This is a genomic window from Terriglobales bacterium, assembly GCA_035651995.1.
GTDB lineage: Bacteria > Acidobacteriota > Terriglobia > Terriglobales > Acidobacteriaceae > DASRER01.
Window position 1 is genome coordinate 215519 of the sequence record DASRER010000002.1, and the last position, 24426, is coordinate 239944.

The 24426-nt window shown below is 59.1% G+C and carries 29 protein-coding genes and 1 tRNA gene; 21 read left to right on the top strand and 9 right to left on the bottom strand.

What is annotated here, in order from left to right; all coding sequences use genetic code 11:
• Positions 1–43 precede the first annotated feature (43 nt).
• Entirely contained in the window at positions 44–1681 is a 1638-nt protein-coding gene (gene murJ / locus VFA60_01055; GenBank protein HZQ90362.1) for a murein biosynthesis integral membrane protein MurJ, read from the bottom strand.
• A 5-nt stretch (positions 1682–1686) separates the two neighbouring features.
• Between murJ and VFA60_01060 the strand changes: the two genes are divergently transcribed.
• Positions 1687–2880 (top strand): FkbM family methyltransferase, encoded by a 1194-nt coding sequence (locus VFA60_01060; GenBank protein ID HZQ90363.1) that lies wholly within the window; start codon positions 1687–1689, stop codon positions 2878–2880.
• Between the two features lie 223 nt (positions 2881–3103).
• Here the strand turns inward: VFA60_01060 and VFA60_01065 are convergent.
• Positions 3104–3197 (bottom strand) — tRNA-Ser (locus VFA60_01065).
• Positions 3198–3326: 129 nt separating this feature from the next.
• Here VFA60_01065 and VFA60_01070 point away from each other — a divergent pair.
• Positions 3327–4517, top strand: a complete 1191-nt coding sequence (locus tag VFA60_01070) for a tyrosine-type recombinase/integrase (protein HZQ90364.1) — start codon at positions 3327–3329, stop codon at positions 4515–4517.
• Between the two features lie 54 nt (positions 4518–4571).
• Here VFA60_01070 and VFA60_01075 read toward each other — a convergent pair whose 3' ends face one another.
• Complete coding sequence (locus VFA60_01075; GenBank protein ID HZQ90365.1) at positions 4572–4799, bottom strand: hypothetical protein; 228 nt, start codon at positions 4797–4799, stop codon at positions 4572–4574.
• A 468-nt stretch (positions 4800–5267) separates the two neighbouring features.
• Here VFA60_01075 and VFA60_01080 point away from each other — a divergent pair, with 468 nt between their 5' ends.
• The 4 genes from VFA60_01080 (at position 5268) to VFA60_01095 (ending at position 7274) form a co-directional block, all read left to right on the top strand.
• On the top strand, positions 5268–5546 hold the full coding sequence (locus VFA60_01080) for a helix-turn-helix domain-containing protein (GenBank protein HZQ90366.1): 279 nt from the start codon (positions 5268–5270) through the stop codon (positions 5544–5546).
• Positions 5547–5667: 121 nt separating this feature from the next.
• Positions 5668–5817 (top strand): hypothetical protein, encoded by a 150-nt coding sequence (locus VFA60_01085; protein ID HZQ90367.1) that lies wholly within the window; start codon positions 5668–5670, stop codon positions 5815–5817.
• 697 nt (positions 5818–6514) lie between these two features.
• On the top strand, positions 6515–6826 hold the full coding sequence (locus VFA60_01090) for a hypothetical protein (protein ID HZQ90368.1): 312 nt from the start codon (positions 6515–6517) through the stop codon (positions 6824–6826).
• Positions 6810–7274, top strand: a complete 465-nt coding sequence (locus VFA60_01095; protein ID HZQ90369.1) for a hypothetical protein — start codon at positions 6810–6812, stop codon at positions 7272–7274. The genes VFA60_01090 and VFA60_01095 overlap by 17 nt, the downstream gene beginning before the upstream one ends.
• Here VFA60_01095 and VFA60_01100 read toward each other — a convergent pair.
• Entirely contained in the window at positions 7254–7577 is a 324-nt protein-coding gene (locus VFA60_01100; GenBank protein HZQ90370.1) for a hypothetical protein, read from the bottom strand. The genes VFA60_01095 and VFA60_01100 overlap by 21 nt on opposite strands.
• A 383-nt stretch (positions 7578–7960) precedes the next feature.
• Positions 7961–8137, bottom strand: coding sequence for a hypothetical protein (locus tag VFA60_01105; protein ID HZQ90371.1), 177 nt, complete (start codon positions 8135–8137; stop codon positions 7961–7963).
• Between the two features lie 410 nt (positions 8138–8547).
• Between VFA60_01105 and VFA60_01110 the strand changes: the two genes are divergently transcribed.
• From VFA60_01110 to VFA60_01125, 4 genes are read left to right on the top strand one after another with little or no spacing between them, the layout of a single operon-like run.
• Positions 8548–9432 carry a hypothetical protein gene (locus VFA60_01110; GenBank protein ID HZQ90372.1) on the top strand — a complete coding sequence of 295 codons (885 nt, stop codon included), beginning with the start codon at positions 8548–8550 and terminating at the stop codon, positions 9430–9432.
• Complete coding sequence (locus VFA60_01115; protein HZQ90373.1) at positions 9429–9695, top strand: hypothetical protein; 267 nt, start codon at positions 9429–9431, stop codon at positions 9693–9695. Before VFA60_01110 ends, VFA60_01115 begins: the two co-directional genes overlap by 4 nt.
• Positions 9676–9918, top strand: coding sequence for a hypothetical protein (locus VFA60_01120; protein ID HZQ90374.1), 243 nt, complete (start codon positions 9676–9678; stop codon positions 9916–9918). The genes VFA60_01115 and VFA60_01120 overlap by 20 nt, the downstream gene beginning before the upstream one ends.
• Before the next feature lie 25 nt (positions 9919–9943).
• Positions 9944–10597: a hypothetical protein gene (locus VFA60_01125; protein HZQ90375.1), complete on the top strand. Its 654-nt coding sequence runs from the start codon at positions 9944–9946 to the stop codon at positions 10595–10597.
• A gap of 287 nt (positions 10598–10884) precedes the next feature.
• On the opposite strand, the gene VFA60_01130 is transcribed toward VFA60_01125, so the two are convergent.
• A complete protein-coding gene (locus VFA60_01130; protein HZQ90376.1) occupies positions 10885–11247 on the bottom strand; it encodes a hypothetical protein in 363 nt (120 codons plus the stop codon).
• 291 nt (positions 11248–11538) lie between these two features.
• Between VFA60_01130 and VFA60_01135 the strand changes: the two genes are divergently transcribed.
• The 7 genes from VFA60_01135 (at position 11539) to VFA60_01165 (ending at position 17806) form a co-directional block, all read left to right on the top strand.
• The gene (locus tag VFA60_01135) at positions 11539–12180 is read left to right on the top strand and encodes a hypothetical protein (protein HZQ90377.1); all 642 of its coding nucleotides are present in this window, start codon (positions 11539–11541) and stop codon (positions 12178–12180) included.
• Positions 12177–12353, top strand: coding sequence for a hypothetical protein (locus tag VFA60_01140; GenBank protein HZQ90378.1), 177 nt, complete (start codon positions 12177–12179; stop codon positions 12351–12353). The genes VFA60_01135 and VFA60_01140 overlap by 4 nt, the downstream gene beginning before the upstream one ends.
• A 92-nt stretch (positions 12354–12445) precedes the next feature.
• Complete coding sequence (locus tag VFA60_01145) at positions 12446–12670, top strand: hypothetical protein (protein ID HZQ90379.1); 225 nt, start codon at positions 12446–12448, stop codon at positions 12668–12670.
• Positions 12670–13335 (top strand): hypothetical protein, encoded by a 666-nt coding sequence (locus tag VFA60_01150; GenBank protein ID HZQ90380.1) that lies wholly within the window; start codon positions 12670–12672, stop codon positions 13333–13335. Before VFA60_01145 ends, VFA60_01150 begins: the two co-directional genes overlap by 1 nt.
• Before the next feature lie 174 nt (positions 13336–13509).
• Entirely contained in the window at positions 13510–15738 is a 2229-nt protein-coding gene (locus VFA60_01155) for a hypothetical protein (protein ID HZQ90381.1), read from the top strand.
• 9 nt (positions 15739–15747) lie between these two features.
• Positions 15748–17499 (top strand): hypothetical protein, encoded by a 1752-nt coding sequence (locus VFA60_01160; protein ID HZQ90382.1) that lies wholly within the window; start codon positions 15748–15750, stop codon positions 17497–17499.
• A gap of 10 nt (positions 17500–17509) precedes the next feature.
• Complete coding sequence (locus VFA60_01165; GenBank protein HZQ90383.1) at positions 17510–17806, top strand: hypothetical protein; 297 nt, start codon at positions 17510–17512, stop codon at positions 17804–17806.
• 19 nt (positions 17807–17825) lie between these two features.
• On the opposite strand, the gene VFA60_01170 is transcribed toward VFA60_01165, so the two are convergent.
• Positions 17826–18998: a curlin repeat-containing protein gene (locus tag VFA60_01170; protein ID HZQ90384.1), complete on the bottom strand. Its 1173-nt coding sequence runs from the start codon at positions 18996–18998 to the stop codon at positions 17826–17828.
• A 246-nt stretch (positions 18999–19244) separates the two neighbouring features.
• On the opposite strand from VFA60_01170, the gene VFA60_01175 reads away from it, so the two are divergent.
• The 4 genes from VFA60_01175 to VFA60_01190 all read left to right on the top strand — a co-directional run bounded on the left by VFA60_01175 (position 19245) and on the right by VFA60_01190 (position 21969).
• Positions 19245–19715 (top strand): hypothetical protein, encoded by a 471-nt coding sequence (locus tag VFA60_01175; protein HZQ90385.1) that lies wholly within the window; start codon positions 19245–19247, stop codon positions 19713–19715.
• Positions 19716–20707: 992 nt separating this feature from the next.
• Positions 20708–21112 (top strand): DUF6232 family protein, encoded by a 405-nt coding sequence (locus VFA60_01180; protein ID HZQ90386.1) that lies wholly within the window; start codon positions 20708–20710, stop codon positions 21110–21112.
• 73 nt (positions 21113–21185) lie between these two features.
• Positions 21186–21746 (top strand): hypothetical protein, encoded by a 561-nt coding sequence (locus VFA60_01185; GenBank protein ID HZQ90387.1) that lies wholly within the window; start codon positions 21186–21188, stop codon positions 21744–21746.
• A gap of 37 nt (positions 21747–21783) precedes the next feature.
• Positions 21784–21969, top strand: coding sequence for a hypothetical protein (locus tag VFA60_01190; GenBank protein ID HZQ90388.1), 186 nt, complete (start codon positions 21784–21786; stop codon positions 21967–21969).
• A 325-nt stretch (positions 21970–22294) separates the two neighbouring features.
• Here the strand turns inward: VFA60_01190 and VFA60_01195 are convergent, their stop codons facing one another.
• Positions 22295–22543 carry a hypothetical protein gene (locus tag VFA60_01195; GenBank protein HZQ90389.1) on the bottom strand — a complete coding sequence of 83 codons (249 nt, stop codon included), beginning with the start codon at positions 22541–22543 and terminating at the stop codon, positions 22295–22297.
• Between the two features lie 145 nt (positions 22544–22688).
• Positions 22689–24335: a lactate permease LctP family transporter gene (locus VFA60_01200; GenBank protein HZQ90390.1), complete on the bottom strand. Its 1647-nt coding sequence runs from the start codon at positions 24333–24335 to the stop codon at positions 22689–22691.
• Positions 24336–24426 lie beyond the last annotated feature (91 nt).

Here is a 24426-nt window from a genome sequence, read left to right on the forward strand (position 1 = left end):
CAGTTCACGGTGAAGCCCACAGGGCCTTACCGAGAACTGAGCCTTACTTTGGTCTGCGCAGCAGCTCAGCCAGCAGATCCGACCTGGTCAGCCACAACCCCGCTGCCACCGCGCCGGCCCATGTGACGGTGATCAGCGCCAGCGACTCGATGTCCCGCAGATGGCTGCCGTTGAGCGGGACGGCACGCGCCACCATCATCCCCAGCCCTGCCGCCAGCAACGAAGTGGTGAGCGCCTTGACCAGCTTTCCCCAGGGCATCTCGCGCAGGTCCACCAGTTCGCGGCGATGCAACAGCCAGGCCAGCACCGCCGCCTGCGCCAAAATGCCTATATCGGACGCAACCGCCAGGCCCACCGTGCCCATGGCGCGGTACAAGACGTCAAATGCGGGCACGGAGATGAACGTGAGCGACGTGGCGGCGATCATCGGCGTCACGGTGTCGCGCGTGGCATAGAAGGCGCGCTGGTAAAGCGTTTGTGCCGTCCAGAACGCCAGTGAGGCCGAGAACACGGCCAGGTAAACCGCGGCGACTTCCGAATCCACGAAGACGAGCTTGCCGCGGCGCATGACCAGGTCGAAGGCGGGCAGCGCCGCCGCAACCAGCCACGAGCTGAGCAGGAACGAAGCCGACGCGGCCCGATATACCGCACCGTTGATGCTGGCGGCAAACTCATCGAGGCGCTTCTCGCTGTAGAGGCGCGAGAAGAAGGTCATGCCCGCCACGCCCACCGCCAGTCCAAGCACGCCGTAGGGAACGTAGAACAGCCGCTTGGCGTAGTTCAACAGGGTGATCGCGCCGGCTTCGCCCGAAGCGAACCAGCGCATGATCCACTCATCGGCCGTGCCGAGGGAGACGCCGAGCATCAGCGGGATGGCGAGCGCGATCCACTCGCGGAAGCCAGGCTCGCGCAGGTCGAGCGCGGGCCGATAGCGCATTCCCGCGCGCGAGGCGCCGATCACGTTCATCAGGAACGGCCCGGCGAACGCGCCCGCCACGGCGCCGACGGCCAAGGACGCAATTCCCAGCCGGGACGACAGCGTGATTCCGCCCAGGATGATCCCCAGCGTGTAAATGATCGGCGCGACCGCCGGCACCAGGAACAACCGGCGGGTTTGCAGCACGGCCGAAGAGGTCATGCCCACATAGAACAGCAACTGCATGGGCAGCAGGATGCGCGTGAGCAGCACGCACAACTCCACCTGCTCGGGCATAAACCTGGGAAACATGAGCTGCACCAGCGGCCGCGCCCATATCTCGGCGATCGAGGTCAGCGCCAGGAACAGCAACATCATCACGGTGAGAATGACGGAAAAGACACGCTGCGCTTCGGCCTCGCGCTTCTCGGCCAGGTAGCGGCTGTAGATGGGCACGAACGCCGCCGAAATCGCTCCGCCGGCGAGGACGTAATACAGGTAGTCGGGCAGCTGAAACGCCGCGTAATACACGTCGGTGACAGGATCGGCGCCGAACTTCCAGGCGATGTATGCATCGCGCAGGTAGCCGAAGACACGCGAGAGCATTTGCGCGGACACCAGCAGCAGGGTGGCCGAATACGCGCTGTGTTCGTGCGACGGCCGGAGCTTACCCAGCGCCCGGAACAACAGGTTCGGCGCGGCTTCCACGAGCGGCCCGGACGGCGCGTGGGCCGCTGCGCGAGGGGAATCGGGTGCGGAGGGCATCAGCTATGGGCGATTCTATAACGCGTTTAGGCGCGCCCCTGGTTAGCAATCCGGTGCCGCCCGATACCGAAGAAAACCGGCGCTGCGGTATGCTGAGCGAACTCGCCGACACCGGAGACAGCTTGGACACGGGAACCGCGGCACACAGCGCGCTGCTGAACGCCCTGCGAGAACTTTCTTCGTGTAAACAGAGCGCGCGCGCCGTGATCGATTTTTGCCGCGCCCTGGAGGCCAGCGGCGCCTTTCCTGCCGACGCCAACGTCCGCGAAACCATTACCGGCCCCATCATGGACGCCGTGTTTGCCGGAAGCACGGGCCTGCGCAAGGTGCTCGAATCGGGACTGGTCTACAACTTCGACTACACGTCGAAGATCGCGCGTGACCTGCTGCTGGGCGAAGACCATCCCGACCACGTGTTCGAGCCGCAGACGACGCGGCTGCTGCTTCATCTCGCGCGCGGAGCCACGCACGTGCTGATCGGCGGCGCCTACGGCGGCGATCATGCGCTGCTGGTCGCGCAGCAGATCGCAGGCAAGGGCGGCATCTGCTACGCCTTCGAACCCAACCCTGAGCAGATCAACACGCTGCGCCGCAACGCCAAAGCCAATCGGCTGACGAACATTCAATTGATTGAAGCCGGATTGTGGTCTGACGACTGCACCCGGCTGACGCTGGTCGGCGATGACGCGCTGGGCCGCTCCGAACCGGCGTCGGGCGCGGCGGGATCGGTCTCCGGAATGACCATCAATCGCTTTGGCCGCGAGCACGCGATCAAGAACCTGGACGTGATCATGCTCGACATCGAGGGTTCGGAGCTGCAGGCGCTGCGCGGCGCGAGCGATTACCTGCGGCAGCCCCCCGGCACGGCGCCCAGCGTCATCTTCGAAGTGCACCGCCGCTACGTCGACTGGAGCAACGGGCTGGACTCGACGCCCGTCGTGCGGCTGCTGCGCGATCACGGCTACCAGGTTTTTGCGATACGCGACTTCCAGTCGAACGTGGACATGCGTCGCTGCAAGATCGAGCTCGTGCCGCCTCACACCGCTTACCTGGAAGGCCCGCCGCACGGATTCAACATGCTGGCCATCAAGGACAAGCAACAGATCGCGGGCGACCTGTTTCGCGTGGTCGAAGGCGTCAGCCCCAAGCTGCTGCGGCATCGCGATCCGGCGCTGCACTATCCGACCGAATGGCGGTAGCTTGCCCGATCAGCCCGCGTCAGCAACCATGAGACCGCAGGTTTTGGGGCTGGGCCGGAATTCTGAGAACGGCGGCCGGCGGATATGCATAGTGTGGAAACACGATGGATTCTAAAATGACGGTTCCCTGAACTGAGAGCGGCCGCGAAAGTCGAACCGCCGTCCCGCATTCGGCCATTCAGTAGCGGTCCAGGGCGCGTAAGTGATTGGGATTGGTGAGATCTGGCGGAGAGGGGGGGATTCGAACCCCCGATAGAGCTTTTAAACCCTATAACGGTTTAGCAAACCGCCGCCTTCAGCCACTCGGCCACCTCTCCGCATCGACTACTAACGCCCTGTTTCCAGCAGCTTACGGGTAATCTGCCGGAAAGTACCTTCGTAATCTACTGCATAATCACTGCATGATGGCATGATTGACCCGCTTGAGAGGCGGGAGGCCATCAGCGATGGGACGCAATCAACGCGGCCAAATTTACGAGGCAGGCGGATCATTCTTCGTCAGGTACTACGTCACGGAAATTGTACAGGGAAAGACGGAGCGCGTACAGCGTTCGCACCGGCTCCCGTGTGAGAAGGATGCCAAGCATTATCTCGCCCCGATCCCCGAGCAGCGCCGCAAGGGGCGTAGGAAATATGCGGCCTCTTCCGCGCTCCGCCGCTTGGCGGACGAGTTCATTGCGACGGTCAACGCGCAGACCGCTCGCGGTCACGTCGCGCAGCGTGACATGACAGTCGTTGAGTTTTGGGATCAGATTTACTGGCCCTTCGCGCAAGAGAATCTCCGCCTCTCCAGCACGAAGGGATACGAGAAGATTTGGGAGCAGCACCTCAAGCCGCACTTCGGAACGCGAACGCTGCGCCAATACACAACGGTGATGGGCAGCGAACTGCTCACGGCCCTTGCGAAAGAATACGGCAGGAACACGATCCAGCACATTCGTTCGTTGGCGAGCGGCATCTTCACGCACGCTGTCAACAAAGGCCGCGTATCAGTGAATCCCTGGCGCGAAGTGAAGGTGCTCGGCAAGGTGAAGCAGCCCGAGCAAACGCCGCACTATACGCTTTCCGAGATTCAGGAGATTCTCAACGCGCTCGAAAACAATCCCGATGGACAGCTAGTGATGGCGCTGACGTTTTTCCTTGGATTGCGGCCCTCAGAGGTGAACGCGCTTCGATGGGAAAACTTCCAGGACGGCAGAGTCAATATCGAGAAGGGCTTCGTGCGCGGCAGGGTTGATGAACTGAAGACGAAGGCCGCCAAGGCGAGCTTGCCGCTGATTGAACCGGTGATCTCGATCCTGAAGCGTTGGCACGAACAGTCCGGCTCCCCGTCGAATGGTTGGTTGTTCCCCAAGAAGGGAACGAACGAAATCCCTGCCGGGATCGTAGGCATCACGCGCCGCGCGATCCTGCCTGCACTCAATGACGCGGGGATCGCCTGGAAGGGTTTGTACGCGGGCCGCCGTGGTGGGGCTACGATGCTCGTTGATCTGACGAAGGGCCTTGTCGCTGCTCAAGAACTGCTCCGTCACAAGAGCATGACAACGACTGCGCTGTTTTACAAAAAGACCACGCAGAACGCGCTGCCCGAAGGTATGAAGCTCCTGGAGGCGTCCTACGCTGCGAACGGCAAGTGAGAAGCCGCCCTTTATCGCGCCACAATCGGCGGATCACGAAAGAATATCCTCGGTTCAAACACTGCCAATCGCCCAAACATCGATTTCCCGTGACTTCGATTCTTCCACGTCCTGATAGGCGCGGTTCGTTTGAACGTGAAAGCCGAGCTTTTCCAATATTGTGGCAACCTCTTGCTCTATGAGATAGCCGGACGCTTTGATGGCGGCCACAATGTCTTCCGCCGTGGGCTGCCCTTTAGCAGTCTGCTGTGGCGGCGTCGGTTGTGGCGTCGGTTGTGACATCGTTCGTCACCTCTACGCTGTCGCTCTTGCGGCCTTCTTCTGCTTGGCCCATCTCGCGCGCTGAGCCGCAGCGATCTTTGCTCGGGCAGCAGCCGACATCGTGCGGCGCTTCCGTCGCCCGTTCCCTACACCTGAGCCTGCCAAAACAGCACGCGCTCTTTGCAGCCGCTCAATCTCCGCGTCAATCTCGTTGATCATCGCAGTACGATCCATACTGTCAGTTCCTCCTGGGTGGAAATGAGTACACAATACTACTCTATTGTGTACTCTATCTGCCTACTTTCTTATTGAAGAAGTAAGCCCGCTATGCTAGTATTGCACCCGATCTGAAGTCATTCCTGCCGAGAGCAGGCTGCTTCAGCGGGGCGAATCAACGCAGATGTTTCGTTGGACGCTTGAGGCTGATCCAGGTGGTGCGGCGCTCGCCGCGTAGGCCGAAATCCACGGCTCCGAAGTGGCAAGAAGCACTTGAGCACAACGCAGTCGCTACCAGTAGCAAAGCTCCCCTTCCCCGCTCCACAATCCGACATCCTCACCGTTGAAGAGGCTGCGGCCTTCCTGCACATGACCAAGCGTCAGGTCTGGGAGATGACGCGCACGCGCGGACAGCAGCGTATGCCGATCCCGATCCCGATGATGCGCATCAACGGGAACATCCGATTCCGTCGCAGCAGCCTGGAGCAGTGGATCGACGAGCTTGAGCAGTACGAGCGCACCGGCAAGCTGCCGTCTCACAAGAAGCAGTAATCGGGGCTGATTACCTTGGTATTCCATAAAAGAGTTTGCAGCAAGTTCTGCTTGACGGAGCAGGACGGGCGAGGCAATGATTCACGCGGGCCAGAGAAAAACAAAACTGTGAGGAGGAGAGATGCTGACGGACGAACAAATCGCAAGGGTTCGCGCTGCTGTCAAAGAGCAGCTAACTGAGATGGCGGGCAGTGAGGCGACGGCTCAGCAGGTAGATGCTGCCATCCATGAAGCAGGGCTGCACGCGATTCACGAAGACTTGTTTGAGTAAAGGACTGGAGGCATTGAAATGATACACAGGACAGGGATCGCAAAGCAATTGGCCCGAGAGCGCAAAGCGGAACTTCTCCGCGAACGCAGGGCGGAACGTAGAGCACTCGATACCACTAAGGAAATCGCAAACCAGATGGCAAGCGAGCGCCGTGAGGAACATATCCGCGAACACATGGAAGAGTTAGCGTAAACGTTACGCTGTGCTGTCCTACTCTATCCAGGCTTAGCCCCCGCCCGCGCGTGATCCTTTCGGTTGTGACCACGGATCGGCGGATCGGGTGCGATTCAGGCGCAAGGCAGTAGCGGATCAGGGGCTTACAACGCGCTATTTGGGGCATGGTTGACCTAACCGCCACCTGTCTTGAAGCCCGCGATTATAGCGGCCCTGCGAAGGGTCACTGCACGATCACTGCATGATCCTGGGGCTTCTGCCTAGAAGAAAGGAGTCTCTAAAAGCATGCTTCTCAAGGGGATGGCCGGGGACGCCCGGTACCCTATCGCCAGTCAGCGGGCTTGGCGCGGCCTAACGACCCGACACTGAGCCGACACGAAAGGGGGTCACTTCCCTAGAAACCGTTTATAGGTGAAGGGCCACTTGAAGGTACTGTATCGGGTCATTTCAGGGACTAGATCGCGTACTGAAATTATTCTTGCCAGTGCGAACGCTCGGGCGCTCTATACACGTAGAGGAACTCATGCAGAGAGAGCTACGGCGGATCGCCGACGAAGCCTGGAAGATCGTACTCGATACGCGCAGCACGCGGATTGAGAAGCTGGAGGCGCTGAAGCTGATCGCAGCCTGCAAGGGCGTCTTGCTCGCCGAGCTTGACGAGCGTTGGCTGACGGTCAAACAGGTGTGCCAGCTACGGCAGGCGAAGCAGCAGATCGTGGAACGGGTGCTACGCAAGAAGGAACGGCGCAAGCGTGCGAACCGCCGCGCGTACCTGCGTCGGGCGATCCGGGCAGCAGAGGCACAGCAGGAGGGACACAGTGAGCAAATCCATTGACGAGTTAAAGGCAGAACTCTCCAGTCTGGAGAGCAAGGAACAGAACATAGCAACGGCCCATGACCCCGGAGACGTTTCGGACGATGATCCGGCGATTGAGGCGTGCATCATTACACCGGACAGCGAGATTGGGCGGCAGTTCCCGTTCTTGGTGAGGAACCGCGAGCAGGCGAAAGCAGCAATCGTGCGCCAGAGGCGACTCCAGCGGCTATACGCTGTAATCGTCAACGAGTCCGCCCCGATGCCTGAGCGCATAGCGGCAGCAGCCGTAGTCAAGGCGCAGCTTGCGCCGTGGCATTTCACAGATCGGTATTCACCGGACGAGCTTGTCCGCCGCGTGCGCCCACGCACGGATTCCCGCCTGGAATACAACCGCGAGGCGGATCGATACGAGCGCCGCCCGCTGGCCGATCCGCCGCAAGAGCCGTTAGACGTGTGGTGCGTCTGAATCCGGTCGCCGATCTAGCCAGTCGTTTACGGCCCCGCAAAGCAACGTCGCAACCGGTACATCAGATTCCTCGGCGTGCTGCTCGATACGCCGGAACGTAGCAAGCTGCACGGCGTTTTCTTCCGGCTCGTCGGCAAGGTCAACGACAGCGGCGGAGTTCTCGTACCAAGACTTGCAGAGCGCGTCCATCGCTTGAAACACATGATCCTTGAAGCCGTATTTCGGAAGCAGGGTGTTAATGATTTCTTCGTGCATCGCTTCAACGCGATATGCGAACGGTAGCTGTGCTGTCTGACTTGCCATGATGATGCGCCTCTCTTTTCTGGGGGAGATGTCGATGGTATGAGAGAGCTAGAAGTAGTTACAAGCAACTAGTTGATACATTCGACAGAGCGGCGACTGTTGCCACTCAGCTATTAACTGACAATCTTTGTGAATTATTCAACGACCTACTACCAGAACGCCAAGATGATCTGCGCCGAGGCCCCGTCGCCGTGGCGCGCGGTTCACGTTCGAGTGGGTGCCGAGAGAAGTGAATACGGAATGTGACAGGTTGTCCAAACTACATCTGTCAAATAGTTGAAAACAAAGCACCCGCTTGGAGGCCAGTGTGTCCTCCAAGCTGAAGCAGCAGAATCAGCAGGTTACATACATCTGTGCCAATCTGGCAAATTCCCTGTTTGGTTCTAGCTGCCGTAGTACGTGATGAATTTATCTATGCTCTCAACGAACGCCTCGCCTCGCTGAACGGAGAGCGCGCGAAACGCGCGGACGTACCACATACGGACTTCATCCAATGGCTTTCCGGCGAGCCACATCTGAAGCGCCTCTGCCAGCAGGTTTGCGTCTTCCTGGGCTGCCAAGGTTGCAGGCCAGACAGTATGCGACCGTGAAGCCACGGACGCCGGAGTCAAGGCTCGCCTTCTGAGCGGTGACGCAGAGCAGTTGCCAGTCGGGTTCGAGCGGCTCTTTCATTCTTGGGGTGTGGCAACCTATCGGGTCTGGGAAGTTATGTCAATGATCGTCTCTGGACAAACTTGAGGTTCTGTAGTAGAATAGTGGCCTTCGTTGAAGTTGCTGCGGCAGGGTTGTGACGCCGCCTTGTGGTTGGAAAGAGGCTCTCCCGCTTCTGTTGTCTGTGCCGACGCTGTGAATCACAGCCGCTTCGACACAATGCCCCTCCCATAAAACATTTTTAGATCGTCCGCTCGTTATCGTGCGGGCGCAGCACACATTTGCGGCCCGGTTTCATCGGTCGCAGGAAAGGATTTAGATGAAGAGCACTCCGCCCACCACAAAATGCTTCGCTCATTACCACATGACCGCGAAGGAGTACGGCTTCTGGGACGTTTGCCGTTCACTCTCGCACGAAACCGGCATCCTCTACTTCAATGGGCGTGGGATCGCGTCCCGTTTCAAGGGAATGCAGAAGACCACAGCCTACGAATTAGCTGACTCCCTCTCACAGTCAGGTTGGTTCAAACTGCTGAAGGACTCTGCGCGGCGCAGCGATGGCATGTTCTCGCCGCGACAATACCAGGTTCTCAGTCACGCGGAGTGGGCTGCTGAACACCCTGATCAATGCGATCAACCTGTCCGCTCGGACGGACTGGATAACGATTCACCTGTCCGCTCGGCAGACTATCCAGTCCGCTCGGCAGACCAGCCTGTCCGCTCGGGCGGACATAATCTGATAGAAACCCTATCTGATAGAAACCCACCTGATAGAAAACCTGACTACCAAGCGCCTGTCCGCTCGGGCGGACTGGAGGGCTTTGTCGAACGATTCTCTAAACGCCGAAGACCGGAGGCCAGCGCGAAAGCGGCAGCGCCAAAGCTAACGGCGCAACCTGTCCGGGATAGCGGACAGGGAGAACGCGATACGCAGCGCGAAGCCGAGCGGCTCGCAACCGCGATTGCAAACACGCTGGGGCTTGCGCATCCCGAAACACGCGCGTCATGGAACGCGGGCGTCAAGGCGCTACTAGACAAAGGGCACCCGCCCGAGCTTGTGCAGTCGGTCGCAGAGTACGCGCACGCGGAATTTGGCCCTGTCACCATGACCGTGGAAAAAGCGGCGGGCTTTGTTCAGCATTTCGACGGCATCGCGGAACACATGCGGCGGAAGCGGCAGCAGGAAGGAGCGATGAACCAATGAGCTTGATTCAGCGGATCGAGAACATAATTCGGCTGTGGCAATTGATTCTGCCCGACATCCCCAAGCCGCAAGCGGTTTGGGTGAGCAGGTGGTGCAGCTATCCGGATTCGGCAATTGAGAAAGGCATCGTGAGAGCGAGCAAGAAATTTGCGCCCAATCGAACCGGCTCTGTCATTCCTGATCCCGAGTTGGTTTACCAGTACGTGTGCGGCGTAGCCCGCCACGAATCGAAAGGGGAACAAAATGCAACGCGGACTAATTGAGCTTATCTGGCAACAGCAGTTCGGCGAACTTCCTGACGAACGTTTTCTGAGCCTCTTCAGCACCACGTTCAATACCGATGATGACGAGCGGCGCTTTTCTTGGCTGCTTATGCAATCGAGCGGACGGCATTTTGATACCGAAGATGCGCGGGCCGCTTGGATCGCTGACGGCACCTGGAGAGCCGAGCTTGAAGGCGACTCCACGCTGCCGCCGTGGAAGTAGCAGCACAACTCTCAAACAGGAGCGAATGCAGAGTGAAGATCGCGCGAAGTCGCAAACGATAGCCGAAATCGAAAGCGATGCGAACACACAGGATCGGCAACGAACAAACGAGCAGTTCTATCAACAGAATTACGGCAGGCTCTTAGACTCCTGCCTTGAATCCGGCAGCCTGTTCATTCAGGACGCAGAGCGGCTGATCCAGAATCTTGCCGCTCACCTTCCACGATTCACCGGCAGCACGGATGAAGAGTTCATCGCGTGGGCCAGTGACATTCTGCGGCCCGCTGCTGAACGGCTTTCCGCCTTCTACGCCTTGCGAACTCCCCAAAACGAGCGAGGAGTCCGCAACGGCATTCGCTCCGTGCTGAAGCGTGCCAGCGATTTAGGACTGAAAGGCACGGGCAAACTGAGCGGCGATACAGAACGCGAAATCGAGGAAGCAGCTTGGTTCAAGGTGTTCGAAGGGCTTGACGCTTGGATCAAACCCGGCAGGGCAAAGCTCACAACGCGCCTCTACGCGCAAGGGCGATCCCTCGCTCTCGGCTGGAGAACCTCGTCCCTGCGTCACCGTGACCGGCACCCTGACGTTGATGTTGAACGCTGCGGTGCGGACGCTTGGGGCAGTCTGCACATTGATCCCCAAGCGGAAGACGACAGCAGGCATTTGGGAACAGACTGAGGAATGTCGCGTAAAAAAAGCTCCGGCAAATGACGTTCTGGTGCTCTTAACCACTAGGAGCCAAATTCAGAACGGAGGATCGTGGAAGCTACTACAAACTGTTTTACAGAACTGAGCCTGAAACGAAGCCGCGCCAAGCTGCTCTGCCCGGACGGGCATGGCGTGAAACGGGTAACTAGCGTGGCGGATGGCCTAGCGCGCCTTTCCTGCGGCTGTACGCGCGGTGAGACGCTGCCCGCGAAGGGCGTTAGCTTAGAGAACCTCTCGCGCTTTGCCGCGAAGAAGGATCAGGCGCTCGCGCGACGGCTGTTCCCCGCTGTTTGGGATGACGAAACGACAACGCAGCGTGAATGGTACGAGGCTGCATGACCGAGTTCAGAACGCGCCACGTCGGGCTGAGTGCCTTCTTGCGGTACTGCTTGGGAAGTGATGCACACCTCGGAACGCTCGCGCTTGAGCGTGGTTTCGAGTTTGTTTTTTCTGATAACGGGAAGTGTCGCACGTTGGCTGATCAGTTCTTCAGCGCGGAAGGCGCAGCAGTGACCGACGCGAGGCAACTCCTGGAGTGTGTCAGGGAAATGCGCATATCGACCGGAAAAGCGAAAGAACAGGGATGTTGGGATCGCGCCACAGATTTTCAGGAGGAGCATTGTTCGTTGGACATGAAGACCTAACCGGACAGGTGATCTGTGGCCTGCGCGTGCTGCGCATTGTCCGCCGTTCGCCCGAGCTTGCGTACTCAGTCGAATGCACGAATCCAGGATGCCAAGCGCAGATGACAGTTTCACATCGACACTTGCAGACGGGAGCCGCTCGCTGTCTTCGCGGGATCGCCTGCGACCGAGCGCGGCCTGAACCGGTAAGCACAGAGCCGAAGCGCCCAGAGCTTGATCCGAACCGGCTGACAGTACCGGGCCGCGTTCCGTGGTAGGGAGGATGAGTTGTTAGAACGAGACCGAATTTCGTTGCGAAAACATCGCGCAGAAATCGCGGCGCAAGAAGAGGCGGCCCGAATCGAGCGAGAGCGCCCGGTGCGCGAGGCTGAGACTGCGTTACAGCAGTCGGCAACTGAACTCGGCAAGCTCACGCGCGAAATGATCCAGAGCGGCAAAGACTCTGACTTTCAACTGCCCGCATCGGTTGCTGGCCGGGGAATGGATTATGAAGAGGCGAGGAAATTTAACGGCTCAGAGATGCGCGCTTTCATTGCGAGCGAGCCTAGCTTTTTCGACTGCCCCGAGAACCGGGAAGCACTGATTGACTACTTGCTGCGGCAGGATTGCGTTATCGCGGATGCAGCGACTTACCAAGCGGCGTTTCTGCGACTGCGCGAATACGGCTTGCTAGAAGAGCGTCCCGAGCCGGAGCCGATTCAGGAACCGCCAAAGCCGCAGCCGGTCGCAGAGCCGACGCCAGAGGTTTTCAAGGGAGTTGATCCAGCTACCGGACTGGAGCGCGAGTTCTCGCGGCGCGAGGTTCAGAGAATGGATTCGCTTACCTACCGCAAAGCTTTTGGCCTGTACGGCGAGAACGGGCCAACAGAAACGCTACGTGCAAGCTTGCTGGGCAACAGGCTGCCATGACCGCAACGACACACGATCAACAGATGGCCCGATTTATCGAGCAGTACCGCTCATCTGTTGAGGAAGACGCAAACGATCTGAACGAAATCGAGCGGCTGAGAGCCGCCATCGAAGAAGGACAGCGACAGATCGCTGCGTTAGAACGCGAGATTGAAGAGCGATCAGCACGATAGTTGCGCTGAGGGATTCCGCTGCCGTCTGGCAACAACGCGGAGCGCGGGCAGCGGGATCACCATGTCACGCTCCGCAAGACTTTAGGAAATCTATGGTTCAGAAATTCATCAACAAATTGCAGTACAGAGCGGAGCGCGTCGTTGTGTGGGCACTCCGGCGCTGCCTGACCGGCTATTCCGCTGTTGTGGCGTGCGAAGTCGCCCGAATCAACGCCGAGCACCGTCAATTACGTGCGGAAGCTCAGTTCGTTGCCGCAGATCATTGGCGTCATTTGAATGAGCTACACGCTCGCCTGACCGCACTGGAGAAAAGATAATGTGCGGCGCATCCGGTGAGCAGAAGAGCATGTATCAAAGGCAGTCGCAGTTTTATGACTTGGCGACTGATCAGATGAAGCAAGTATTCGGCGACTCTTCCGCCGTGTTTGCCGATCTGCGGGATACGTTTAGGCCTATTGTGGCCGCTGGCCCGAATCAACGCGGCTTCTCGGACGAAGAGCGAGGTTCGCTCAATACGCAGGCCACTGAAGGCACAAGCAAGATTTACGAGCACGCCTCCAAGGCCCTCAACGAGGGACTGGCAGCGCGCGGCGGTGGCAATGCGTTCATCCCGAGCGGCGCTGACGAACAGTTGCGGCAGGAACTCGCCAGTTCAGCGGCGGAGAACGAAGCGAACCAAAAACTCCGGATCGTGCAGGCCGATTACGACACCGGGCGCGACAACTATTTCCGCGCTGCGACCGGCCTAGCCGGTGCGCCGAGTGTCTTCAATCCGGCCATTGGGTTTACAAACGCGGCGACAAGCGCCGGTTCAGCCGCAGCCGACACAGCGAACCAAATCACCCAAGCGAATAATTCTTGGGTAGGCGCGGTGACTGGCGCACTCGGCGGTATCGCGGGCGCGGCTGTTACAGGCGGATTTGGAAAATCTAAACCGTCCGGCCCTGCTCCTGCTCCAAGCAGCGGCGGCACATGGATGTAAAGGTGTACTAGAGGGCGCACTCCCAACCGCGTCTCGGCTCGCGCCCGCCGCTGTTGCTGCGGAACATTAGGGCCGAGACGCATTTGTCTTTCATTTCTGGCGCAACCTATGACGGCGAGCCGCGCCAGCGGGTTCTGCCCCGAATCCAGGCTCGCCGTCTTTCTTTGAGGAATCATGCTCTACGCCAACCCAGATGATGATCTGAACGCACAATCGCAAGCGGACGTACCGAGTACGCCCGCGCCGCAGCAGACTGCCGCACAGCCGGTAACGCTACAGAATCCCGGCCCTAATCAGGCTCCTGTTCAAGTGGCACAGCAGCCGAAGATCGTCCGCAATCCAGGCGTACCGGCACAAGCTCAAGATGCAAACGCGCCTGATCCTGCCGTGCAGCGAGCGCAGCAGAAGGGTACCTTCATTCGCACGCTTGCAGAATCACTAGCAGGTGGGCCGCGCTTTCAGACGGTCATCAATCCGAGCACCGGAGAGACGCGGCATGATCGCATTCCCCTTTCGCGCGGCGAGATCGGCATGGCAATCGCGCTGGAGGCGATCAGCGGCGGCTTGGCTGGCCTGAGCGCACGCGGGCCGAACGCTACGGGGCAAGCTGGCCTGCTCGGGCTGCAACAGGGACAGAAGATCAAGGCCGAGCGCCAGCAGCAACAGCAAGAGCAAGACGAACAGGCGAATAAGGATTTCGTTCGCAGGGCCGCCGTTGCTGAAGCGAACTTGCGAATGCTGAACAACGCCGTTCAGGTTGGACGGTTGCAGCGCGAAGATCACGATTCGATGGTGAGCGCCTACGCGGATCAGCTTCAGGACTTCAAGGACAACTCGCCGAATGTAATCAAAGCGACTGGCCTTTCCGAAGACGAAGCAAAAGATGTACAGAAATGGCCGCTCGCTGACTTCCTTCGCATCCCTGATGGCACGGTGCCGCGCCTTGGCCCTGACGGGCAGCAGATCAAGAGCAACGGCGTCCCGCAGTGGGATAACACGTATGCGCTCGTTGATAAGAACGCGAAGGCATCACTCACCAATGCGGACGGTCAGCCCGCACAGTGGGTAAAAGATGCGGTCGCATGGAATCTGCCGGGATACCAGCAGTCCATTCTCACAGGATTGGGAGCCGGTTCTCAGGTGTCAGCGGCAACAGCCGGAAGAGCGCAGCATCAAGTTGTGATGCTGAACGCACTGCAAAGCGAGTTGAACTCCTTCGCGGCGTCGTTCGGAAAAGACAAGGGCGGCAAGCCGGTAATGTCTCCGGTTGATCTGAAGGCGGCTCTGCAATCCGATCCGCGCTTGCTTACAGCAGTGCAGTCCTTCCAACGAGCAGCGGGTGCGAGCACACAGCCGGATCGTCAGATTGACGCGATGCGGCAAGACCCGAAGACCGCGCCGTATGCGGCCCAGATCATCAACCTGTTTGGGGCTGACAACCTGGAGAAATTCAAGAGCGCACGCGAAGCCCGCGAAGCTGCCGAGAAGACCCGCGCTGAAGCACAGGCACGCGCGGACGTTGATATTGAAAAAGAGACGAAGCTCGGGCCAATCCGTACAGCGAACGAGCTTGATAAAGAAAAGAAGCTCATCCCGGTTCGGGCTGCGACCGCTGGCGCGGAAGCGAAAGCACGCGCTGAGGCGACGGCTACGGCTCCGAAGAACGAAGACGGCAGTTGGAACATGAGCAGTGTTCCTGTTCAGCTTGTCGAGGGCACGATTGATCCTTCTCAGCTTTCCAAACGTAGTCAGCAGTACAACCAAGTCATCGAAGCCGCGAATGCGTATTCGCTCCAGAGGTACGGCAAAGCATTCGATCTGGCACAGGCACAGAGCGATTACCGTTTCGCCTCGAACCCGAGCACGCAAAACACACTGCGATACCTGAACTCCCTAACAGGTGCAGACAATCGCTCCGGTAACTTGGGCGCGTTGGTTTCGCTGTCAAACAAAATCAACCGGACGAGCTTCCCCGCGCTGAACGACGCGGCTGCATGGGCACGGCTGCAAACCGGCGATCCGCAGATGGCTTCCTATCACGCTGCTGTTACGGAAGTGGCCGATCAGATTGCGAAGATTCTCCAAGGGGGAGGCAGCGGTTCAGGCACGTCAGACGCGAAGCTGAAACAGGCTGCTGAACTCTTCGACAAAGGCTTTAACAAAGATCAGATCACGGGCGTAAGCGATACGCTGCGCACGCTGCTGGCAAACCGCAAAACGGAACTGATCGGCGACAACCGATATCTGCGTAAGCAGTTTGGGCAACCCAATTCGGCTGCTCCGGCCCTTCAGCAAGGCTTTGTGCGCTTCCAGGACTCGCAGGGCGGGCTTCACGATATTCCGCAAGCGAACCTCCCAGCGGCTCGGCAGCGCGATCCCGGCTTGCGCGTGGTTCAGCAGTAAAGGACATCCATGAGCACCAATTCACCTTTGAACTTTGACGATCTAGGCGCGAAACAGGTGTCTGTTGCACCAGCAACGGGCAGCTTGGATTTTTCCGATCTAGGCGCAAAGACGATTTCACCGGCTCCGCCTCCCACCGCACCAAACGCTCAGCCGCATTCCTTCACTGAAGACGTGGCACAGGGCTTTGGTGCGGCAGCCGGTGAGACGTTGATCAACGCGGGCAAGCTCGGCAGCAAGATTCCAGGCGTGTCCTATGTCGCTGAAAAGATCGGCGACGTTGCGGGCCTGCCCAAGCTCGCTCCCGGTACCGATCCCTACGCGGTTGTTGAACAGCGCACTGCTCCCGCGCGGGCCGCTGCGCTCAGCACAACTGCGGGGAAGATCGGCTACGGCCTGGAAGGACTCGCCGAGTTCATTGCAGGTGACGAAGCCCTCAAGGGCTTGAGCTATGGCGAAAGGCTGTTGAAGACAGCGCAGATCGCCAAGTTCCTTGAGAAGTCTCCACGCCTCGCAAAGGCCGTTGAAATCGGAATGAACGTTTTACGCACCGGTACTGTTGGCGGGACGCAGGGACTCGCTCACGGCGAATCACCGGGCGAGGCTGCTGCGACCGGAGCCGTTGCGGGTGGAACCGGTGCGGCATTTGAGTTAGCGGCAGAAGGCGCGAAGGCACTTGCTCCCACAATCAAGAAGATTGCGGGCGAAGCGATCCCCGTCCGCGCATCCCAGGAATCGAAACTGGCGAGCGCGGCTGAGAGCGTCTCACGCGAAGCCCCGTTGCAACGGTTCGATGTCGAACAGACACAGCCCGCCGCACGCAGAGCAGTCGGCAATGTCGCAACAGACGTAAAGAATACGGCTGCGCAGAAGATCGGCAGCGACACAGGCGATTTCAGGCAGGCCGTCAAGGAACTCGGTAACGGCAAGTCATTCGCCGATCTGCCCACAGGCGAGCAGAGCAAGATTCTCGCTCGCGCTCAGGAATTGAAGACCGCACGCAACGGACTGTCGGCTGCTTCCAAGGCTGCCGACTTCGGAGAAGCGGCGGATCAGATGCGAGCGCAAGCGAAGCCGATTTACGAAAAGCTGGACGAACTCACCAAAGATCAGGAAATGACATTCTCTGATCTTCAGCGAGCCGAGCGATCCGCTTTCAACAAAGGCGATTACGAAGCCGCAACGAAGGCACAGCGAGCACAAGAGAAAATCTTCGACGCCAACAAAGATCAGTTCTCCGATCCGGACGCTTACACGAACGCGCGGAAGGCATGGCGACAGGCATCAGCTTTGGACAAAATCCATGACACGATCACATCGAAGGGCGTCATGGAATCCACGCCGAACGATCTGATCCAGCGCGGTACGTCTGACCCGCGATACATCAAGGGCAAGCAATTCGCAGACACCGTTCTGTACTTGCGGGATACCGGCCTGCTCAAAGACGCGGGCCTGACTCCGCAGCACGTTCAGAACCTCCAGGACATCGCGGCGATACTGCGGAGCGGCGGAGAGGTTCAGAAAGCCAATCAGGTTGCGAAGGCTTTCAAACTCGCCAAGATCGCAGTTGGCGGGCCAGCAACAGCGGGCGCGGGTTGGGGAGCATCAGCCGTGCTCGGCAAGATTCTGACTGATCCGAAAGCGGCGGCACTGGCCGCGAAGACGCTTCAGGCGGGCGCGAAGGCTGCTCCGGCTGCTGTGTCACAAGGCGCGCGGGCGATCTTCAATGCCTCCAGGGATTCGCTCGGCGGGCAGCAGTAAAGGAACACACATGACAAAGACACTATTCCCAAATGACCAGACGAGATTGACGGTGGTTTACAGCATCACGCAGGCTGACGGGAAAAAGATCGCCTGGATTGACCACGGTTACGTAATCGAGTGGAACGGCTCAGAGATTTCGGCTGCTACGGAGTTGAAAGGTAGGAATCAGCCTCGTGATCACTTCGCTTCGTTCAATTACGTTGTTCAGGGAACAACCGGGATCGCGGCGACGGCGAGTATCAATTCGTGCGATTACACGGATGACGCGCGCTTTGCCGAGCTTGTGCAGGACATGATCGGCTAAATGGGGACTCGGCGAGTCGTCACTGTTTGCGGCCAACAAGAATTGTGATTGACACCTTGTCTGGGTTAACACCGATTTCGATCCCATTGCCGAGCGAGAACGCCTCGTCGATATACGTGCATCTCAGTCCCGCGGCTTCCGCCGCAGCCTTGAAGGTCTTGCCAGTTTCACTATTCCACTGATCTGAATAGCAGAGAATCCCGTGTACTGGACGGATGCGCATGTTGGCAGCCGTGCGCGGCCACTGCGCAGCCTTCGCTACACGAAATAATTGATCAATGAGTTCCTCAGCATCCTCGCTGATACCAGCCGGGAAAATCTTCAATGCGCCCGGAAAAGGTGCGATGGCCGCTGCAAAAGCGGGGAGGTTCGATTCATTTAGCGTGCGATCCGGCGGAGCCTCGTTAATTGTTGCGGAGTTGTTGTCGCCGATCTGGGCGATGTTATTCCTCCCACTTTGAGCAATGGTAGGTAGTGCGGCCTGTCGCACAGCCCGCGGTTTGGGCGATTGTCCTTCTGAAGAAGTGAGCGAACTTTGGTCGCCGAGTCGCCAGTGTTCACCCATCTGTCCGAGCCGGTGGTTAACCCAATCCTTAGGAAGCGGCTCAGCGCCGGTTGACATTCCTAGGCTCGCATCATGTGTCCTGATGTATTCGTTTCTCAGTTGAGAGAGAATAATTTGTCGTCGCTTCGCTTCCTCCGGGGTTGGCCCGATCACGGGGTGTTGAACGGTTGCAGTGACTTGAGCAGCGATCCCAACATGAGCGAGACTGGTATCCTCCTTGGGAAGTGTCATCTCTTTTACTCGTTCTGCGAGCCGGTCGATTGTCGCCCTGTTCTGAATGAGCGATTGACGAATATCCTGCTCGTGCGTCGGTAAGAACGTCGATCCTGCGGCGACGCCTGCCGCGATTGCAATTCCAAACGTCCAAATCTTGCTCCTTGCGCCAAATCGAGCTATGCGCTCGCCAGGAGCGATAATCGAGTCCCGTCGCGCTATGAGCACATAGACGGCCATTAACAACAATAGGCAGAAAACGCCCAAGGCGACGGTGCGAGCAATGGCAGGCGAAGTACCCGATGCGTGGGCGTTTTCAACGAAGCGGGACAGAGCTAGAAGGATCGCTCCCGAGACAACGTCGCAGAGAATCTGTTCAGCACGGTTACGAAGACGGTCGGAAACTCTAGCCATTGCTGTTCTTCAATGCTGCCGCTTTCGTTTGAACTGAAGATGGCAACACCGCATCGATTTTGCACATAACGCGCTCCTACCACTGGACAGCCGCCGCGATCAGCGATTCGGTACGCGGCGAGCTCTTTGAGTCGAACAGGTCTTCGGCGATCTTTGCCAGCAACCCGATTCCGGCCCTTCGTCCATTCAGGCATCCTAGTACTTTCGCCTTGTGTTCGCCAGATAGCCGGTGCTACTCTCCCCTTCATGCCTCACTTGTTCATCGGTTTCAGCGGGATCGCCTCTGGCGTTGGAATATTCATCATTGTGTGGCTGGTCGTGTGCTCAAGAACGGCTCAGTTTACCGCGTTCGCGTTTGACGCTCCAGGTGAGAACGGCAGATTCGAAAAACTGCTCCCCGTGTATCTGCGTGTCGCTGAGGTGATCATTGGTCTGGCGGCTGGATCGATTGTGCTTCTTATAGGATCATCCGCTTTCCGCACAGGTGGTCAGTTGCCTTGGTTCTTTGCCTCCCCGCTGTTTCTACTCGCTTTCAGCATCATCTACGGAATCTTGTTCATGGTCTTTGTGATCTTTGATTACGAAGCATATAGGCATCATCCAGATTCTCAATCCTACACCCGACTCAAGTACACCAAGAATCAAGCTTTGGGTTTCTCGGGCCTTTTCTGTTTCTGCGTTGGATACGCCTGGTTGATTATTACAGTCACCAGGTAAAGGCTTCTTCCTAACATTTACCTTTGGAGGCAGTGAGCATTTGCGAGCCAAGGTGCGGCCCAATGCCCAGTGTCCTTGCGGGAGCGGATTGAAGAGGCATCTCGATCACGTCGGGTGACAACATCCAACGAAAACAAAGTGCTATCGGCATCCCTTCCGTTCCCACTCGTCTTTCGCCTTCGCGTCCGCTGTCGTTTGCCATTGCATGTTGAACGGCGAGTCCGCCCCGCCACACGCCAACGCAATCCTGTGATCAATGACGTAACCGGGACAAGGCCCGGAACTCCTGCCGGTCGAGGGGCATGGATGTAAATGTTTGAAAGCGTCCTTCGCCGCTTCGCTTCGCTTTTCGCGTCCGCGCGAATCATGGCTAGAAAGTGAGGTGCTACGCCGATGCGTTGACGTTGCCCCTACCGGCCCGATCCTGGAAGGTGCTACGCTGCGCGTTCGGGGCGCGGCGTAATGTGTACGCGGCGTGCTGGATCGCCTTGGAGTAGTACCCGGAAGGCTGCGCGTGTGAGAGTGGACAACCGTTCCGTTGCGCCGCGTATACGTTCCTACGTGTACAGGCTTCCTCGTGCTGGAGCGACTGCTATAGCTGCGGCTGGAGTACGACCGGCTGGAATGCGCGCGGTAACTACGGCTTGAATAACCGCGAGAAGAGGAACGGGAGCGACCGCCGCGTCCCCGTCCAAAAAGAGGCAGGGCGATCAGCAGCGCGCAAAGGAAGGTGACGATAAACCGCCGCGCCATGTGCTCTCCAAACGCGAAAGCCTAACACCGGAGCACTCGCTACCCAAGAGTAAATACCCTTGAGCGCGCCCAAACGTGGTCGTCATTCCGTTGACACTATCAATGGCCTCAAGTAGGCTCCGCGAAGACTATTTCACTTCAGAGGCCGAGCAGTTATGTTCTGCAATAAGTGTGGAACAGACTTGCCTGACGATTCGCAGTTCTGTCGAAAGTGCGGCAAACCGCAGAACGCTGTCGCTATGCAGGCTGGAATTGGAGCCGCTCCCGCTCCTGCCCGTGAGGCGGAGAAGACGTTCTACCAGGGGAACGGGGTAACCGTAACCAGCACTCGTTTCATCGTTCCGGGGCAGACATACGCAATGGCGAGCGTGACGAGTGTACGGTTCGAACGGATTCCGCCCAAGAGAGGAGCGCCGATCCTAATCACGATAATCGGATTCCTCGTCCTCATGTTCCCAGAAGGACGTTGGTTCGGGGTTACGCTCTTGGTATTCGGTATTCTCTGGCTTCTCCTGTTGAAGACCAATTGTGCAGTTGCGCTTAGCAGCGCGTCAGGCGAAGTGCGCGCAATCAAGAGCACGGATTCAGACTTCATTACGGGCATCGTGGATGCGCTCAACGATGCCATTGTGTATCGCCGCTAATCTCTGATTGATGGCGGCCCGACACGCGCATCTTTTACGTGCTACATGGTGGTGGTCGTTACAGGAGCGATGAATGCCCGAATCCCTCGTTTATGAATGCGCTCCCCCTCCGTTTATTGCTCCGCCCGGAACGACTCCTCATACCGAGCAATTTGGGTCATTACTGCTGAAGGAATCGTACATTGAAGGAGACACACACCCGTACCGGCTGAGGATGGAAGCCCAACCATCCACGAAGGAGGAGGCACAACGCATCCACCATGAGGCATTGGATTTGGCAACCAACCTCGACAGGGTATGGGCTTACGTGGCAGGCGAACCGTTGTTTGCGAAACGGTTGATCTTGCGGCGAGCAGACGCGCCGGGAAAAACCGATACGCAACGTGAAGGCGCGCTATCGGCAGATGTGCGGAGCGAGTTACGCCAGTCGCTACATTGGCTATACGACATCGCAAACAATCGCCTTGAAGTCAGGCATGTGGTATCAAAAGGCAAGAGCGGCTCAGCCGGTACACTCCTGCCGAAGCTAACTGCGGCGGAACGCCGCGACTTCTTGCACGATGCAGACCTCGTGATTCGGGGCGTGGTGGAGCGGGAAATCGGAGTTCCAGCCGCAATTGTGCGAACGAGGTAATGGCTAAAAAAAAAAGAGCGGAGAAAGCTGAAGAGGAATGAGCATTACGAAGATCGAACAGATTTCAGGCGAGCTGAGCGCGACGGTATTCGCAGAGATCAGACTCGCTCCCGGCACGGCTGTGGAAGATGGCACCTACACATTGCGGTACAGCTTCGACGGGCAGCAATCAGCGACCGCCGTTCGAATCAAATTCGGACACTTGCTTGCAGCACACGGGTAGCAGTGTCCAAATTCACTGCATATTCCACTGCATGATGTTAGCCGAGTGTGGCTGATTCGACGTTATGGAGGGGATTCGAGCCGCGCTAACGCTTTGATAAGACGTGGAGCCGCTGAGGGCCTGCCGATTAGCAAACCGCCGCCTTAAGCCACTCGGCCACCTCTCCGGCGGGACGGGCACTGCTTCCAGCCTAACTTACCAGCGCTCGGGTGACAACTCTCCGCCTGAGCCGCCAGTCTTGTGAAGCTGTGTTTCATGCCGGCCGCGCGAATGTGCCGGGACTATTGTCCGTGTCCTGGAGCTGTGGAGGACGCTTCCTGCTTGGCTACATCGTCGGGCCGTAATAACCGCGCCGGGGACCGTAACGATAAGAATAGCGCTGGCCGTAGCGCCGTCCGAACAGGCCGTAGCGGCCCCAGGAGCGGAAGCGTTCGCGGCGGAGTTCACGGCGATATTGCCGTTCGGCGCGTATGCGCGCGCGGTACTCGGCGGAGCGGCAGGAGCGGGCGAAGGCGCTGCCCAGCGGCAGCGCGACGATGACGGCGAGCAGAAGCAGCAACCAGACTTTTTTCATTTGTCCCCCTCGGACTTTTTCCCTCGGACCCAGGTTGCGTTCACCCGAACTGCGGGCGTGTCGCACACCAATAGACGGATGTGCCGCACTGAGGTTAGTAACGCGAACCTGGCCGCCGCGGTTCCGGGAATGTGAGCGATCGCCCTTATTTTGGCACCAGCCCCGGCAGCCAGTAGGCGTATGCCATCACGATGGCGCCCACGATCGCGGCCAGCGCGATCGAGTGCCAGACGACGAAGCGGAAGATCAGGCCTTCGTTGCCCACCTGGTTGGTCGCTGCCGTGGCGACCACGATGGACTGCGCGTCCACCATCTTGCCCATCACGCCGCCGGCGCTGTTGGCGGCGCACATCAGGACGGGGCTCAGGCGAAGTTGCTCGGCGGTGATTCTCTGCAATCCGCCGAACAAAGCGTTCGACGAGGTGTCGCTGCCGGTCAGCGCCACGCCCAGCCAGCCCAGATATGTCCCGAAGAACGGAAACAGCCATCCGGTGCGCGTGAACGCGAGGCCGAGGACGGCGTCCATGCCGGAGTATCGGGTGACGAAACCGAGGCCGAGCATAAATGAGATGGCCAGCACGGCGAAGCGCATGCGCACCAGCGTCCGCCAGAAGATGCGCGCCATCGCCTTCGGCCCCAGGCCCAGCAGCACGCCGGAGAGGATCGCCGAAAGGAAGCAGCTCGTGCCCGTCGCCGACAGCCAGTTGAAGTCGTACTTGGCGTGCTCGGGCGCGGGCCGGGCGACCACGGGCTGGGCACGCAGCACCGCATCGTGCAGCAGCGGCACGTCCCAGCCGCCGCGCGCGAATGCCGGCGTAGTGGCCTTGTTCAGCGCCGTCTTGATGTTCGGCAGCCCCCACAGCAGGACGACGACGGAGAGGATGGCGAACGGCATCCAGGCGCGCGCAATCCGCGCCGCTGTGTGGCATTGCGTTGCCGCGGCAGCTTCAGGCGGCTCGTCGGCAAACCGGCAAATCCGCATTGGCTGCCAGAAGCGCAGGAAGATCAGCGTGGCCACCAGCGACACCACGCCCGAAGTGATGTCCACCAGGTTGCCGTCCATGTAGTTCGACCAGAAGAACTGCGTGGCCGCGAACGACGCGCCGACGACCACGATGGCCGGCATCACTTCCCAGGTCTCGCGCCAGCTCACCATGGAGCGCACCAGCCAGAGCGGAATCAGCAGCGCCGTGAGCGGCAGGATGCGTCCGATCATGGCGTTCAACTGCGGTTCGGGCAGCGCGCTCACCACCGCCAGCGTGTGCACCGGCGTGCCGATGGCGCCGAATGCCACCGGCGCGGTGTTCGCGATCAGGTTCAGCGCGGCTGCGTGGAACGGCTTGAACCCGAGCCCGATCATGAACGCTCCGGCAATTGCCACCGGCGCGCCGAATCCCGCGGCGCCCTCGATGAAGGCACCGAAGCAGAACGCCACCAGCAGCAGTTGCAGCCGGCGATCGCCGGTGATGGCGGCCACCGACTGCTTCATGATCTCGAACTGTCCGGTCTCGACCGAGATGTCGTACAGAAAAACCGCCGCCACCACGATCCAGGCGATTTTCAAAAGTCCGAAGGCGACCCCGTAGGCGAAGCTCACCACCGCCAGCGTGGCCGGCATGTGGAACGCAAGGACCGCGGCGACAATTGCCGTCACCGCGCCTGCCAGCGCGCAGCGATGCGGGCTCACGCGAAATCCGGCGAGCAATCCCAGCAGCACCAGGATGGGCAGCGCCGCGACGAGTGTCGAGAGCCACCAGTGGCCCAGCGGGTCGTAGATTTGCGTCCACGTCATGCGCGGGAAGGTGTGCGTTTGTAAGTTGTAGGAGCGGCAATGTCAAGAAACTGACCCGAGGGAGCCCCACTCAAGCCGTCTTTTGGCTTGA

Bases quoted from the DNA above. Each gene is read 5' to 3' on its own strand.
- VFA60_01110 (HZQ90372.1), top strand. From the start codon at position 8,548: ATGAAGAGCACTCCGCCCACCACAAAATGCTTCGCTCATTACCACATG.
- VFA60_01175 (HZQ90385.1), top strand. From the start codon at position 19,245: ATGCCTCACTTGTTCATCGGTTTCAGCGGGATCGCCTCTGGCGTTGGA.
- VFA60_01125 (HZQ90375.1), top strand. From the start codon at position 9,944: ATGCAGAGTGAAGATCGCGCGAAGTCGCAAACGATAGCCGAAATCGAA.
- VFA60_01140 (HZQ90378.1), top strand. From the start codon at position 12,177: ATGACCGCAACGACACACGATCAACAGATGGCCCGATTTATCGAGCAG.
- VFA60_01185 (HZQ90387.1), top strand. From the start codon at position 21,186: ATGCCCGAATCCCTCGTTTATGAATGCGCTCCCCCTCCGTTTATTGCT.
- VFA60_01155 (HZQ90381.1), top strand. From the start codon at position 13,510: ATGCTCTACGCCAACCCAGATGATGATCTGAACGCACAATCGCAAGCG.
- VFA60_01190 (HZQ90388.1), top strand. From the start codon at position 21,784: ATGAGCATTACGAAGATCGAACAGATTTCAGGCGAGCTGAGCGCGACG.
- VFA60_01090 (HZQ90368.1), top strand. From the start codon at position 6,515: ATGCAGAGAGAGCTACGGCGGATCGCCGACGAAGCCTGGAAGATCGTA.
- VFA60_01060 (HZQ90363.1), top strand. From the start codon at position 1,687: ATGGGCGATTCTATAACGCGTTTAGGCGCGCCCCTGGTTAGCAATCCG.
- VFA60_01070 (HZQ90364.1), top strand. From the start codon at position 3,327: ATGGGACGCAATCAACGCGGCCAAATTTACGAGGCAGGCGGATCATTC.
- VFA60_01120 (HZQ90374.1), top strand. From the start codon at position 9,676: ATGCAACGCGGACTAATTGAGCTTATCTGGCAACAGCAGTTCGGCGAA.
- VFA60_01160 (HZQ90382.1), top strand. From the start codon at position 15,748: ATGAGCACCAATTCACCTTTGAACTTTGACGATCTAGGCGCGAAACAG.
- murJ (HZQ90362.1), bottom strand. From the start codon at position 1,681: ATGCCCTCCGCACCCGATTCCCCTCGCGCAGCGGCCCACGCGCCGTCC.
- VFA60_01170 (HZQ90384.1), bottom strand. From the start codon at position 18,998: ATGGCTAGAGTTTCCGACCGTCTTCGTAACCGTGCTGAACAGATTCTC.
- VFA60_01145 (HZQ90379.1), top strand. From the start codon at position 12,446: ATGGTTCAGAAATTCATCAACAAATTGCAGTACAGAGCGGAGCGCGTC.
- VFA60_01075 (HZQ90365.1), bottom strand. From the start codon at position 4,799: ATGTCACAACCGACGCCACAACCGACGCCGCCACAGCAGACTGCTAAA.
- VFA60_01195 (HZQ90389.1), bottom strand. From the start codon at position 22,543: ATGAAAAAAGTCTGGTTGCTGCTTCTGCTCGCCGTCATCGTCGCGCTG.
- VFA60_01115 (HZQ90373.1), top strand. From the start codon at position 9,429: ATGAGCTTGATTCAGCGGATCGAGAACATAATTCGGCTGTGGCAATTG.
- VFA60_01130 (HZQ90376.1), bottom strand. From the start codon at position 11,247: ATGCTCCTCCTGAAAATCTGTGGCGCGATCCCAACATCCCTGTTCTTT.
- VFA60_01165 (HZQ90383.1), top strand. From the start codon at position 17,510: ATGACAAAGACACTATTCCCAAATGACCAGACGAGATTGACGGTGGTT.
- VFA60_01085 (HZQ90367.1), top strand. From the start codon at position 5,668: ATGCTGACGGACGAACAAATCGCAAGGGTTCGCGCTGCTGTCAAAGAG.
- VFA60_01180 (HZQ90386.1), top strand. From the start codon at position 20,708: ATGCAGGCTGGAATTGGAGCCGCTCCCGCTCCTGCCCGTGAGGCGGAG.
- VFA60_01200 (HZQ90390.1), bottom strand. From the start codon at position 24,335: ATGACGTGGACGCAAATCTACGACCCGCTGGGCCACTGGTGGCTCTCG.
- VFA60_01150 (HZQ90380.1), top strand. From the start codon at position 12,670: ATGTGCGGCGCATCCGGTGAGCAGAAGAGCATGTATCAAAGGCAGTCG.
- VFA60_01100 (HZQ90370.1), bottom strand. From the start codon at position 7,577: ATGGCAAGTCAGACAGCACAGCTACCGTTCGCATATCGCGTTGAAGCG.